This window comes from Glutamicibacter endophyticus (genome assembly GCF_048457885.1).
GTDB classification, from domain to species: Bacteria; Actinomycetota; Actinomycetes; order Actinomycetales; family Micrococcaceae; genus Glutamicibacter; species Glutamicibacter endophyticus.
The window spans coordinates 2,637,932-2,650,345 of the sequence record NZ_CP174200.1 but is presented as its reverse complement, the minus strand read 5'-3'; the positions used below and the strand labels follow the sequence as shown (position 1 = coordinate 2,650,345).

General features: G+C 63.5%; 11 protein-coding genes. 5 read left to right on the top strand and 6 right to left on the bottom strand.

Translation table 11 applies throughout. The features are described 5' to 3' along the window. The first annotated feature begins 80 nt into the window (after positions 1 to 80). Positions 81 to 1,001 carry a Sir2 family NAD-dependent protein deacetylase gene (locus tag ACJD00_RS12375; protein ID WP_418907245.1) on the top strand — a complete coding sequence of 307 codons (921 nt, stop codon included), beginning with the start codon at positions 81 to 83 and terminating at the stop codon, positions 999 to 1,001. 163 nt (positions 1,002 to 1,164) lie between these two features. Here the strand turns inward: ACJD00_RS12375 and purM are convergent, their stop codons facing one another. From purM to ACJD00_RS12355, 4 genes are all read right to left on the bottom strand, one after another. Further along, a complete protein-coding gene (purM, locus tag ACJD00_RS12370; RefSeq protein WP_418907244.1) occupies positions 1,165 to 2,307 on the bottom strand; it encodes a phosphoribosylformylglycinamidine cyclo-ligase in 1,143 nt (380 codons plus the stop codon). A gap of 29 nt (positions 2,308 to 2,336) precedes the next feature. Beyond that, positions 2,337 to 3,860 carry an amidophosphoribosyltransferase gene (purF, locus tag ACJD00_RS12365; RefSeq protein WP_309405880.1) on the bottom strand — a complete coding sequence of 508 codons (1,524 nt, stop codon included), beginning with the start codon at positions 3,858 to 3,860 and terminating at the stop codon, positions 2,337 to 2,339. A gap of 81 nt (positions 3,861 to 3,941) precedes the next feature. Next, entirely contained in the window at positions 3,942 to 4,268 is a 327-nt protein-coding gene (locus tag ACJD00_RS12360) for a hypothetical protein (protein ID WP_418907243.1), read from the bottom strand. A 4-nt stretch (positions 4,269 to 4,272) separates the two neighbouring features. Beyond that, positions 4,273 to 4,653: a sterol carrier family protein gene (locus tag ACJD00_RS12355; protein WP_418907242.1), complete on the bottom strand. Its 381-nt coding sequence runs from the start codon at positions 4,651 to 4,653 to the stop codon at positions 4,273 to 4,275. Between the two features lie 350 nt (positions 4,654 to 5,003). On the opposite strand from ACJD00_RS12355, the gene ACJD00_RS12350 reads away from it, so the two are divergent. Further along, positions 5,004 to 6,515: a choice-of-anchor L domain-containing protein gene (locus ACJD00_RS12350; RefSeq protein WP_418907241.1), complete on the top strand. Its 1,512-nt coding sequence runs from the start codon at positions 5,004 to 5,006 to the stop codon at positions 6,513 to 6,515. A gap of 84 nt (positions 6,516 to 6,599) precedes the next feature. Here ACJD00_RS12350 and ACJD00_RS12345 read toward each other — a convergent pair whose 3' ends face one another. Further along, positions 6,600 to 7,574: an asparaginase gene (locus ACJD00_RS12345; protein WP_418907240.1), complete on the bottom strand. Its 975-nt coding sequence runs from the start codon at positions 7,572 to 7,574 to the stop codon at positions 6,600 to 6,602. A 79-nt stretch (positions 7,575 to 7,653) separates the two neighbouring features. Here ACJD00_RS12345 and purD point away from each other — a divergent pair, with 79 nt between their 5' ends. The 3 genes from purD (at position 7,654) to ACJD00_RS12330 (ending at position 11,589) form a co-directional block, all read left to right on the top strand. Beyond that, a complete protein-coding gene (gene purD, locus ACJD00_RS12340; protein WP_418907239.1) occupies positions 7,654 to 8,940 on the top strand; it encodes a phosphoribosylamine--glycine ligase in 1,287 nt (428 codons plus the stop codon). Continuing rightward, positions 8,941 to 9,849, top strand: a complete 909-nt coding sequence (locus ACJD00_RS12335; RefSeq protein WP_418907238.1) for a phosphoribosylaminoimidazolesuccinocarboxamide synthase — start codon at positions 8,941 to 8,943, stop codon at positions 9,847 to 9,849. A gap of 189 nt (positions 9,850 to 10,038) precedes the next feature. Then, the gene (locus ACJD00_RS12330; protein ID WP_418907237.1) at positions 10,039 to 11,589 is read left to right on the top strand and encodes an alanine/glycine:cation symporter family protein; all 1,551 of its coding nucleotides are present in this window, start codon (positions 10,039 to 10,041) and stop codon (positions 11,587 to 11,589) included. Between the two features lie 85 nt (positions 11,590 to 11,674). Here ACJD00_RS12330 and ACJD00_RS12325 read toward each other — a convergent pair whose 3' ends face one another. Next, positions 11,675 to 12,406 (bottom strand): class I SAM-dependent methyltransferase, encoded by a 732-nt coding sequence (locus ACJD00_RS12325; protein ID WP_418907236.1) that lies wholly within the window; start codon positions 12,404 to 12,406, stop codon positions 11,675 to 11,677. Between the last annotated feature and the right edge of the window lie 8 nt (positions 12,407 to 12,414).

The window sequence follows — 12,414 nt, the reverse complement described above, 5'->3', positions numbered from 1 at the left end:
GCCGCAACGACTACGCTGAATTCAGCAAGGGTCGTTGCGGTCTTTGTCGTCCCTAAATAACCGGTGCGAAAGGTCTGCGGATGAACCCCCAAGAGGAACTCTCGATCCGGATGGCACATCAGTCGGCTATCCGGTCCATGCAGCGGGTGGTCGCCGAACAAGCCCCAGCGCACGATCCGATTCAGGCGGCCGCTGCGGTGCAGGGCTTACTCGAGGCCGGTAGGGTTCTGGTATTGACCGGGGCCGGAGTCTCTACGGATTCGGGAATTCCCGATTACCGAGGTCCCAACGGTTCCCTGCAGCGCCACCGACCGATGACCTATCAAGAGTTCAAATACCGGCCGGAAGCTCGCCACCGCTATTGGGCCCGCGGGTTCGTGGGGTGGCGGCATATGGACTCGGCACGACCCAACAACATCCACCGCACCCTCGCGCGCTGGGAAGATGACGGAAAAATCAGCGGCATCATCACCCAGAATGTCGACGGGCTGCATCAGCAGGCGGGGTCGCGGCATGTGATCTCGGTACACGGGGATCTTGGAATTGTCCGCTGTCTCGATTGCCACGCCAGCGAGGAGCGTACGGCCCTCGACGCGCGGCTCGAAGCGGCAAATATCGGCTACCTGCAACAGGTCGATCTCGATCCCACGGCGGTGAACCCCGATGGCGACGTGGAGTTGCCGCAGTATCTCGTGGACAAGTTCGTGATGGTGCCCTGCCTGAACTGCGGCTCCTATGCGCTCAAGCCCGATGTGGTGTACTTCGGGGAGAACGTACCCAGCGAACGTAAGCGGCAGATTGAGCTACTCGAAGAGCGCAGCGACAGCCTGCTCGTCCTGGGGTCCTCGCTGGCGGTGATGAGCGGCTACAAGAGCCTGCTGAATTTTGTGAAACGAGGGCTCCCGGTCGCGCTGATCACCAACGGGCACGTGCGCGGCGAACAGAAGGCTACGTGGCGCTGGCGTGAGCCGCTCGAGACGGCCCTCGCCCGACTGAGCTAGGAAAGCGAAGCTTTCCGCGCGATCACGCCCGGTGGAAGGCCGGAGAGGCCGGCCCTAACCGAGGCCGTGTGACGTGTTGTGTGCCGGTGCGCGGCGGTTAACGGGCGATGTGCCGCGCCCTCACGGCGCGGCACATCGAATGAGCCAAAGAAAAGGCGTGAATCTACTTGGCGTATTCGCCAGTCAGCAGCACCGCGCCGCCATCGACACCCTTGGCGCCCTGCACGAAGTCGGCACCGGCTCCGGTGGCCTGGTCGGTGAGCGCTTCAACCGAGCCCATCACCCAAGCACCCATACCGGCGGCATTGAGAAGTTCCACGGCACGATCGGCGACGGCCTGATCGACCACTGCCACCATGCCCACACCCAGATTCAGGGTGCGTTCCAGGTCGGCCTGTGGCACGTTGCCCAACTGGCCGATGGTTGCGAAGATCGCCGGCAGCGACCACGTGGAACGATCGATGCGGGCCATCAGACCCTGAGGCAGCACGCGGGCCAGGTTTGCGGCCAAGCCACCGCCGGTGACGTGGCTGAAACCGTGGACGCCGAAGGTGTCGCCCGCGTTGAGCGAATCGACCAGCTCGAGGCAGGCCGAGGTGTAGATGCGGGTCGGTTCGAGCAACTCCTCGCCGAGGGTACGTCCGAATTCGGCGACCTCACGGTCCAGTTCCCAACCAGCGTGAGCGATGACGCGGCGCACCAGCGAGTAGCCGTTGGAGTGAATACCCGAGGACGCCATGCCGATCACCACGTCGCCGGCCTTGACGCGGTCCGGGCCCAGCAGGGCGTCGGCCTCGATCACGCCGGTGGCGGCACCGGCCACATCGTACTCGTCGACCCCCAGCAACCCTGGGTGCTCGGCGGTCTCGCCGCCGACCAGTGCGGTCCCGGCCAGTTCACAGCCGGTGGCGATACCGCGCACAATGTCCGCGATACGCTCCGGAACAACCTTGCCGCAGGCAATGTAGTCGGTCATGAACAGCGGCTTGGCACCCACGACGACAATGTCATCCACGACCATGCCGACCAGATCCTGACCGATGGTGTGGTGCACATCGAGCTTCTGCGCGATGGCGACCTTGGTGCCCACGCCGTCGGTGGAGGTGGCCAGGTACGGCTTGCGGTACCCGGTCAGGAAGGAAACGTCGAACAGCCCGGCAAAGCCGCCTACTCCGCCGATCACGGAGGAGTTGTGGGTGGCCTTGATGGCGTCCTTCATCAGCTCAACGGCGCGATCGCCGGCCTCGACGTCCACGCCGGCTCCGGCGTAGGTGATGGAGGTTGGCTGCGCTGGGGTTTCGCTCATGGATCTTTCGGTCCTTTTCGTTTCGTGGGTTAGAGCACGGACTGCAGGTCGGCATCGGGGCCCGGCTCACAGCCTGGCTGGTTCGCCTTCTCCAACAGGTTCTTGCCGCGGCGGCTGTCATCGGGCAGGGCAATGGGGTAGTCGCCGGTGAAGCAGGCGGTGCACAGGCGCTCGCGTGGCTGACGCGTGGCATCGATCATGCCGTCTTCGGAAATGTAGGCCAGCGAGTCGGCTCCGATGGAGGCGGCGATCTCGTCCACGGCGGCACCGTTGGCGATGAGCTCGGCGCGGGTGGCGAAGTCGATGCCGTAGAAGCAGGGCCACTTCACCGGTGGCGAGGAGATCTTCACGTGTACTTCGGAGGCGCCGGCCTCACGCAACATGCGCACCACGGCGCGCTGGGTGTTGCCACGGACGATCGAGTCGTCCACGACCACCACGCGCTTGCCCTTGAGCACCGTTTCCAAGGCATTGAGCTTGAGCTTGATACCCAGCTGGCGCAGCGTCTGGCTGGGCTGGATGAACGTGCGCCCCACATAGGCGTTCTTTACGAAGCCGTGGGTGAAGGGGATGCCGGACTCTTCGGCATAGCCGATGGCCGCAGGCGTACCGGACTCGGGCACCGGGATGACGATGTCGGCTTCGGCCTGGTTTTCGCGGGCCAGCACACGGCCCATTTCCACGCGGGACTCGTACACCGAGCGGCCGGCAATGGCGGCGTCGGGACGGGCGAGGTAGACGTACTCGAAGACGCAGCCCTTGGGGGTGGCTTCGGCGAAATGGGTGGAACGTACACCGTTGGAGTCGATGGCGATCAGCTCGCCGGGTTCGATCTCGCGGATAAAGGAGGCACCCACGGTGGCCAGTGCCGGCTGCTCGGAGGCAACTACCCAGCCGCGGTCAAGGCGTCCAAGCACGAGTGGGCGAACGCCATGTGGATCGCGCGCGGCGTACAGGGTGTCTTCGTCCATGAAGACAAAGCAGAATGCGCCCTCGACCTTTGGCAGCAGTTCCAGCGCGGTCTGCTCCAGAGTCTGGCCGGGGTCACCGTTCAGAAGATTGGTGACCAGCGCGGTGTCGGTGGTGTTGCCCTGCGCGATTTCGCCGCGGACCTTGCCACCATCGGCCTCGATCTTGCCGCGCACCATATCCGCCAAGTCCGCGGAATTGGTGAGGTTGCCGTTGTGCGCAAGGGCGACGGTACCGTTAGGGGTTGGGCCCAAGGTGGGCTGGGCGTTGGCCCAGTGGCTGGCTCCGGTGGTGGAGTAGCGGCAGTGGCCAATGGCCAGGTGGCCCTTCATGGAGTTCAAGGTGGTCTCTTCAAAGACCTGAGAGACCAGCCCCATGTCCTTGTAGACATTGATGCGCGCCCCGTCGCTCGTGGCGATGCCGGCGGATTCCTGTCCACGGTGCTGCAAGGCATACAGTCCGTAGTAGGTCAGCTTGGCGACTTCTTCGCCAGGTGCCCAAACGCCGAAAACACCGCACTCGTCCTGCGGTCCCTTCTCGTCCGGGAGCAGGTCATGATTAAGCATTCCATCGCCACGCGCCATGTCTTTATTCTTTCACGATTGTTGGTCGTTGCCGACCGTTTGTGTGGTGGGATGCGGCCCGGTGAACATGCGGAAGTAGCCCTAGCTCTCCGGTTGCCCGCTGTCGGTGTTTTCGGCCATGGCGACGGCTTGACCCTTGGAGCCCTTGCGGGCCGCGAGCCAGTCAATCACCACGTAAACCACGGCGCCGATTCCGGCGCCCAGTCCTCCGAAGAACATTGCGAAGAAACCCATCGCAGCAGCGCGGGTGTACTCGCTCGAGGGGAGACCAATGAGACCAGTGATCGCACCGGCTACCACGCCCAACGCGGTAAAGGTGAGAATGACTGGCCAAAACCGCGGAACTCGATGCACCACAACGGGGATCGAATCGTTCTGTGCCGCGGGACTGTTATTGGCTTGCTCCATACCGTTAAGGGTACTCAATCAGTGGCAAGTGCGCCGCCAAGTCTGCCCTAAGACCGGAGGCATGCAAATGCCCTGAGGCGAGGGCTTCCTGCCAGTGGGTGCGCCCGGTGACAAGGGCCAGCCAGAGATCGGCAGGTAGCTCGACCACATTGGGTGGGGTGCCACGGGTATGTCGAGGTCCGGCAATGCATTGGGTGACACCAAAGGGCGGGACGCGCACCTCGACGGAGTTGCCTTCGGCACGCGAGGCGAGCTCCTCAAGAGCAAAGCGCACGGCGGTGGCCAGCTGCGCGCGGGGGAGCTTTTCTCCAGCGGCTGTTGCATCAACCCATTCGCGGAGCGCCGTGCGACCTGCCGCTTCATCGATGCGCCGTTTGATAGCCATAGGCAATCAGCATCCTTTCGTTCGTCCGCACTGTGGGCTAAGACCGTAGAGCACTCACTCGGTGAGGGAATGTTACGGCCGTTCGTTGGGCCCCGCAGACCACCTTATTCTGGGTCGGTGCCGGTGGCCACGCTGCTTATCAATGGCCTTGCCAGAGGTCGATTAATCGACAAAGTGGATAGTTTGCTGAAGGCTCACCGAAGCGAAAAAGCGCGGAATTGCGCGGAATTGCGCGGAAATTAGCGTTGAGAATTTTCGCAGGTTTCTGTTCGGTAACACCAAGGTCCGGTAATCTGGAGTGTGGATCATCACCATTAACCGTTGCGAACATCACACGCGAAGGACACTTCATGACGTTACGACGTACCTTGGGCGCAAGCCTTGGCGCTGCCGCTTTGACCGTGACGAGCCTTGTGGCTCCGGCCGCCCTGGCAGCCGAGCAGAAGGTCACCGACCTTTCCGACCCGTCCGTGCTTTCCGCGCAGAAGCTTGCCGAGTCGCTCGTTGGAGACAACACCGAAATCTCCAACGTCAAGTACACCGGTGACCCGATCAGCGCCGGCACGGTGCAGGGTTTTGGCGCAGACTTGGGTATCGACGAGGGCGTGGTCTTAACGAGTGGCGCCGTCTCCGGCGAGGACAGTATCTTGCTCGGCCCTAATGACGACGACGGTACGTCGGTATTTGTCGGGGCCGCTGGCGACGCCGATCTGGATGCCATCGTGGACCCAAACTCGACCGGCGATGCGGCCGTCCTTGAATTCGACTTCGTGCCGGATGCAAAGACCGTTACCTTCAGTTATGTGTTCGGTTCCGAGGAATACACCGAATTTGTTGGCACCGAATACAACGATGTATTCGGATTTTTCGTCAACGGCACCAACCACGCTCTGATTTCCACGGCCGACGGCGCTCAGCCGATCACCGTGAACACGATTAACGATGAGCTAAATAGCGGTTTCTACCGGGATAACTCGGATGCTGACCCGAAGTTTAACGTTGAGCTCGATGGGTTCACTACCGTGCTGAAGTTTGAAGCGCCGGTTAAAGAAGGTCAGGTCAACCACATCAAGTTGGCCATTGCCGATACTTCTGATTTGATGTTGGATTCCGCCGTGGTGATCGCGGCCGGAAGCTTCAAGTCCAACGCAGCGCCGGTGGCCGAGGAAATCACGACCTCGACGCCGATCGATACGGCGAAGACCATCACGCTGCTAGGCAGCGACCCCGATGGTGATGAACTGACCTACTCCGTAGTCGAGGGCCCGGACGCCTCTGAGGGCACTTTGGGCGAGATCAACGGCGACAAGGTCGAGTTCACGCCGGCCGAAGGATTCACCGGCGAGGTGACCTTCACCTACAAGGTGTCCGATGGATCCAAGGAATCGGAGCCGACCACGGTGACCGTCGTGGTGGAGCAGGACCCGGGCACCGAACCGAGCCCATCGGAAACCCCGGAACCAACCGAGTCCGAGGAGCCGAGCCAGTCACCTGAGCCCTCCGAAACCCCGGAGCCGAGCCAGTCGCCGGAGCCTTCCGAGACTCCAGAACCGACCGCGTCCGAAGAGCCGAGCCAGTCACCTGAGCCATCTGAATCACCTGAGCCAAGTGCCTCCGAGGAGCCGTCCGTCTCGCCGGAACCGAGCGAGTCCACCGAGCCGAGCGCAAGCGACGAACCAAGCGAGTCGCAGACGCCAGCGCCTTCCTCCTCGAGCAAGGCCCCGGCCCCGAGCAAGAAAGAAGACGATGTGCTGGCCGAGACCGGTGCCTCCACCGCTACCGGCGTATTGGCCGTGGGTGCCGGGCTGCTGATGCTCGGCGGTGCAGTAAGCCTGATCATGCGTCGCCGCACCAAGCACTAGGCGACACTCGCAGCTAGAGACTCGAGGGGTACACCACAAATGTGGTGTACCCCTCGAATCTCTGCTTTTAACGAGCGGAACGCACTAGAAATCCACCGTCGCGAACTCCAGCCCGGCGGCCCGCGCTCCTGCAGTCTTGGCCTCCGGACGCAGCAGCGGCCGCAGACGTTCGAGGGCCGCGGGCTCCAAGGCACCGGCTTGGACGAGTAGCGACAGCGCCAGCTCGTCGGTGCCGCGCTGCGAACCGTCCAGCATTTTCAGCGCCACGCTCGTGCCGTCGGGGGCCGCCATCGCCAGCACACCTTCGGCGCCGAGTTTGGCCAGAACCCCGGTCTCACGCATCACCACGCTGTTGGCCCGATGCTCGCCCTGAACAGCCCACGGATGGCTCAGCATGGCTTCGCGCACCACCACCAGTTGGGGATCCTCATCGGAGGACAAGGCGCTGAAGCCGCGGGCCAGCGAGATCAGTTGCAGCATGGGAGCCGGTGCCCCGCAACCATCGACGCCGATGGCGCCCAGCGGCCCGCACCATCGTTCGATCGCGGCCAATGCGGCCCGCTGGACCGGGTGTTCGGGATCCAAATATCCTGCGGTGGGTTCATCAAGGGCAACCGCCGCGGCCAAGAAAGCGGCGTGCTTACCCGAGCAATTGAAGGCCAGCGAGCTGGGCGCACCACCGCGGACGGTGAGCGCACTGCGCGTGGCCGAATCCGCCGGCCAAGCCGCCGGGCACCCCAATGCCGCTGGGGACAGCCCGGCCGCAGCGAGAATCTGCTCGGCCAGCGCCTGATGAGCGTCGGTGCCGCTGTGGCTGGCGCAGGCGATCGCGAGCTGTTCGGCGGTGAGCTCGGCGCCGCTGCTCAGCGACCCGAGCGCTTGGAAGGGTTTGAGCGCGGAGCGCGGAAAGATCCATGCGTCGGGATTGCCCAGGGCGAACTTTGTCGTACCGTCGGGGGCGAGGACCACCGCGATCCCCAGATGCCGTGATTCCACGTGGCCGTTGCGGGTGACACGCACGAGTTCCTGGCAGTCGGCGAGCGTTATTTCTTCGGACATAGGGTGCAGTCTATCCAGCCGTGAGGCGGCGGGTCATCGACGATGGTCGTAGCCCGGCCCTCCGGTAAACTTGGGGCCTGTGAAGGTACTGGTTATTGGCCCAGGCGGCCGTGAACATGCAATTGTCCGCGCACTTAGTGCAGATCCCTATGTTGAACAGGTTCATTGTGCCCCCGGAAACGCCGGTATCGCGCAAGATGTAACGGTTCACGCGCTCGACGCGCAGAATCCCGAGGCCGTGCTCAAGCTGGCTCGCGAGCTGGACAGCGACCTTGTGGTCATCGGTCCCGAGGCGCCCTTGGCCGCCGGTGTGGCCGATGCGCTGCTGGAAGCGAATATCCCGGTCTTTGGACCCACCCGTGCCGCCGCGCAACTTGAAGCCTCCAAGGCGTTCGCCAAGGACGTGATGGCCGAAGCGCAGGTCCCCACCGCCATGGCTAAGGTCGCGGTCAACGCAGACGAGGCCGCAGCCGCCCTGGACAGCTTTGGCGCACCCTATGTGGTGAAGGACGATGGCCTGGCCGCGGGTAAGGGCGTTGTCGTCACCGAAGATCGCGCGGCTGCCCTTGAGCACGCAGAGGCCTGCTTCGCCCTCGGCGGCAGCGTCGTCATCGAGGAGTTCCTCGACGGCCCCGAAGTTTCTCTTTTCGTGATCTGCGATGGCAAACATGCCGTGCCTCTGGCCCCGGCCCAAGACTTTAAGCGCATCTTCGACAACGATCAGGGCCCGAACACCGGTGGCATGGGTGCCTACAGCCCGCTGGAATGGCTCCCGGACGGTTTCGTGGATGAAGTGATGGAGCGCGTGGCCTACCCGACCCTGCGCGAAATGGAACGCCGCGGCACCCCCTTTACCGGCGTGCTGTACTGCGGTCTGGCCGTCACCCGCCGGGGCATCCGCGTGATCGAGTTCAACGCACGCTTCGGTGATCCGGAAACCCAGGCCGTACTCGCTCGCTTGAAGACCCCGCTGGGCGGGGTTCTGCTGGCCGCCGCGAAGGGCCAGCTGGACGACGCCGAGCAGCTCCGCTGGTCGCCACAGACCGCCGTGGACGTGGTGATTGCCGCCGAAAACTACCCGGACACCCCGGTGAAGGGCTCGGCGATCGCCGGCCTCGACGCGGCCAACGCACTCGATGGCGTACACGTGATGCACGCCGGGACCAGCATCAACGAGGAGGGCGACATTACGGTCGCCGGTGGCCGCGTCTTGGCAGTTGTCGGACTCGGCGACGATCTCGCCGCAGCACGCGAAAAGGCCTACGCCGGTGTCGCGGAGATTTCCTGGCCCGGGGCGCAGTCGCGTAGCGATATTGCCCTGAAGGCCGCCAACGGTGAAATCAGCGTCGCAACGGAGGGCCAGTAAATGAGCGGATATCAGACCGACGTGCCCGTCCTCGAGGGCTGGGACCACTTCTACTCCGGCAAGGTGCGTGACCTGTATATTCCGGCAGGCAGCAGCTTCGAGCAGACCGATCGTGTGCTGGTGGTCGCCTCGGACCGCATCAGCGCCTACGACTATGTCTTGACCAGCGAAATCCCGGACAAGGGCAAGGTACTGACTCAGCTGAGCCTGTGGTGGTTTGAGCAGCTCGAACAGTTCCCGAACCACGTGATCTCCACCGACGTTCCAGCAGCCGTGGCCGGCCGGGCCATGGTTTGCAAGAAGCTGGATATGTATCCGATCGAATGCATTGCGCGTGGATACCTGACCGGCTCCGGCTTGGCAGAGTACAAGCAGTCCCGCACCGTCTGCGAATTGCCGTTGCCCGAAGGCCTGGTGGATGGCTCGCGCCTCGAACCGGCGCTGTTCACTCCCTCGGCGAAGGCCGAGGTGGGGGAGCACGACGAGAATATCTCGTACGCACAGACCGTCGAGAAGGTCGGTGCCGAAGTGGCCGAGCAGCTGCGTGAGCAGACCGTGGCCCTGTATTCGCAGGCCGAACGCATCGCCCGCGAGCGTGGCATTATTCTGGCCGACACCAAGGTCGAATTCGGTGCCGATCCGGCCACCGGAACCTTGACCCTAGGCGACGAGGTGCTGACCCCGGACTCTTCGCGCTTCTGGGATGCCGCCAGCTACGCCCCAGGCCAGCCGCAGGCCAGCTTCGACAAGCAGTTCGTGCGCGACTGGCTCTCCAGCGATGCATCGGGCTGGGACAAGAACTCCGGCGAGCAGCCGCCGCAGCTGCCGGAAGACATCGTGGCGAAAACGCGCGCCCGGTACATCGAGGCTTACGAGCGTCTGACCGGACGTAGCTTTAGCGCCTCGTAGCAATCGTGAAAACGCCCGTGCACTTAGTGGTTCCTCCGCCGAGTGCGCGGGCGTTTTGTCATGTCAGCGGCCCGAATAGGATACGCACTCGTTTCACGCTACACTTATGTGCTGTTCATCACACAACACTCGCGAACTTTCTGTCAGGGGCCGGATCCGGCGAACTGGCAGCACTAAGGAAGGACCAACGTGCAAGCAGTTCTAGACGAAATCAATGGGGTGATCTGGAGCGACGCTCTGGTGTATCTCTGTTTGGCAACGGGGGTGTACTTCTCGATCCGATCCCGGTTCCTGCAGGTACGTCACTTCAAGGAAATGATCCGCCTGCTCTTCCGCGGCGAGCGTTCAGCTTCTGGCGTCTCTTCCTTCCAGGCGCTGGCCCTGTCACTTTCTGGCCGTGTGGGTACCGGTAACATCGCCGGCGTGGCTACCGCCATCGCCTTCGGCGGCCCGGGCGCCTTGTTCTGGATGTGGACCGTGGCCTTCTTGGGCGCCTCGACCTCCTTCGTCGAATCCGCGCTGGGTCAGGTCTACAAGTCCCGAGACCAGCTCACCGGCGAATACCGCGGTGGCCCGGCCTACTACCTGAAGCAGGCGCTGGCCCACACCCGCGGCAAGGCCTTCTTCAACGTTTATGCGTACATCTTCGCCGCCGTGACCGTGCTGGCCTGTGGCCTGATGTTGCCTGGCGTGCAGTCCAACTCGATGGCCGTGGCCATCGAAGGTGCCTGGGCCGTCAACCCGTGGGTTGTCGCCGTTGGCGCCGTGATCGTGCTGGCCTTCGTGATCATCGGTGGCGTGAAGCGAATCGCCGGTTTCGCTACCTTCGTGGTGCCGTTCATGGCCGTGGCCTACATCCTGCTGGCCCTGATCGTGGTCTTCGCTAACGCCGAGGCACTGCCTGGCGTCATCAAGATGGTTTTCGCCAGCGCCTTCGGCATGGACGCAGCCTTCGGTTCGGTGCTCGGCTTGGCCGTCATGTGGGGCGTGAAGCGCGGCGTGTACTCCAACGAAGCCGGTCAGGGTACCGGCCCGCACGCTGCAGCTGCCGCCGAGGTATCGCACCCGGGTAAGCAGGGTCTAGTACAGGCCTTCGCCGTGTACGTCGACACCCTCTTCGTTTGCTCGGCCACAGGCTTCCTGATCCTCTCCACCGGCGCTTACCGGGTCTTCCGTGGCGGCACCGAGGACAGTGGCATTCTGGGCGAAGGCGGCCTGCTGCCTTCCGACATTGCCGTGGGTCCGACCTTCGTCCAAGCGGGTTTCGACGGTACCTTTGCCGGGTTCGGCGCATCCTTCATCGCGGTCTCGCTGATGTTCTTCTGCCTGACGACCATCATCGCCTACTACTACATGGCCGAGACCAACCTGCGCTTCCTGTTGGGCAAGGGCGCGACATTCATGATTCCGGGCATCAAAACCAGCCTGGGTCGCCTGTCCACCCTCGCACTGCAGATGCTGATCCTGGTGGCCGTGGCGCTCGGCGCGGTCCGTACCGCCACCGAGGCGTGGACCTTGGGCGATATCGGTGTGGGCCTGATGGCCTGGTTGAACATCATCGGCATCCTGATCCTGCAGCAGCCGGCCTTCAAGGTGCTACGTGACTACGAGCGCCAGAAGAAGAAGGGCCTGGATCCGCAGTTCGATCCACGTCCGCTGAATATCGTCGGGGCGACCTTCTGGGAGCAACGAGCCGACGAGGAGCGGGAGCGCACCCCGCAGCCGGCTTCCGACCGCTAAGTCGCGCTCACTAAACAAGGTCCCGTCTCGTTGAGCACCCAATGGGTGCCCAACGAGACGGGACCTTTGTTTTGCCTTGAGGCTCTTAGGATCCGGTCTCCGCTTGGGGACGGCGCAGGTGGTACAAGACGTATCCGTAGCTCAGCTCCCGTCGCTCAGGATGCTGCCGCACCCAGTTATCGACCACGGCCGCCGGGAACTCCAGACGCAGGACGGATTCACAGTCGGCGGCCGAGTCGAAGCGCCAAGCACTGAGCACCTCGTGGCGTTGCGCGCCGTGCTGCGCCCACCAGTCTCGAATGTAGCTCTCCTCGCCTTGCGAGGTGGCCCAGTGGCTTGCGGCCAGCAGATGGGCGAAGTCGCCGTTGTGGTGGTCGTTGTCGATGACGACGAGACTTCCGCCGGGCTTCAGCACGCGTAGCACTTCCGCGAGCCCGGCGGAGCAGTCATTGCTGGTACTGGGGAAGAAGTACGCGAAGCGGGCGTGGACAATTTCTACGCTGGCGTCGGGCAGGGGGATATGTTCGGCGGAGCCGGCCTGCACGATCGAGTCCCCGGTACGCGCCCGAGCGAGCGGTAGCAGCCTCGGATCCGGCTCTACGCCAAAGACCGTCGCGGCCCGCGCGGAGTAACGTTCAAGCCAAAAACCGCTCCCACAGCCCAAATCCAGAATGCTCTGTCCGGTCCAATCCGCAAGCCCGCGCAGGCGCTCCCACAGCACGCCCTCCGGATCAATCGCGGCGTTCTCCAGCTCGTAGAGTGCCGGGTCACCACCCTGGTTCGGGGCCGGGGTGAAATCCGGGAAGTTGTTATCCAAATCGGGGC

What these genes read in the sequence shown, in the direction of transcription:
- ACJD00_RS12375 (WP_418907245.1), top strand. Translation starts at nt 81, where the DNA reads ATGAACCCCCAAGAGGAACTCTCGATCCGGATGGCACATCAGTCGGCT.
- purM (WP_418907244.1), bottom strand. Translation starts at nt 2,307, where the DNA reads ATGAGCGAAACCCCAGCGCAGCCAACCTCCATCACCTACGCCGGAGCC.
- purF (WP_309405880.1), bottom strand. Translation starts at nt 3,860, where the DNA reads ATGGCGCGTGGCGATGGAATGCTTAATCATGACCTGCTCCCGGACGAG.
- ACJD00_RS12360 (WP_418907243.1), bottom strand. Translation starts at nt 4,268, where the DNA reads ATGGAGCAAGCCAATAACAGTCCCGCGGCACAGAACGATTCGATCCCC.
- ACJD00_RS12355 (WP_418907242.1), bottom strand. Translation starts at nt 4,653, where the DNA reads ATGGCTATCAAACGGCGCATCGATGAAGCGGCAGGTCGCACGGCGCTC.
- ACJD00_RS12350 (WP_418907241.1), top strand. Translation starts at nt 5,004, where the DNA reads ATGACGTTACGACGTACCTTGGGCGCAAGCCTTGGCGCTGCCGCTTTG.
- ACJD00_RS12345 (WP_418907240.1), bottom strand. Translation starts at nt 7,574, where the DNA reads ATGTCCGAAGAAATAACGCTCGCCGACTGCCAGGAACTCGTGCGTGTC.
- ACJD00_RS12335 (WP_418907238.1), top strand. Translation starts at nt 8,941, where the DNA reads ATGAGCGGATATCAGACCGACGTGCCCGTCCTCGAGGGCTGGGACCAC.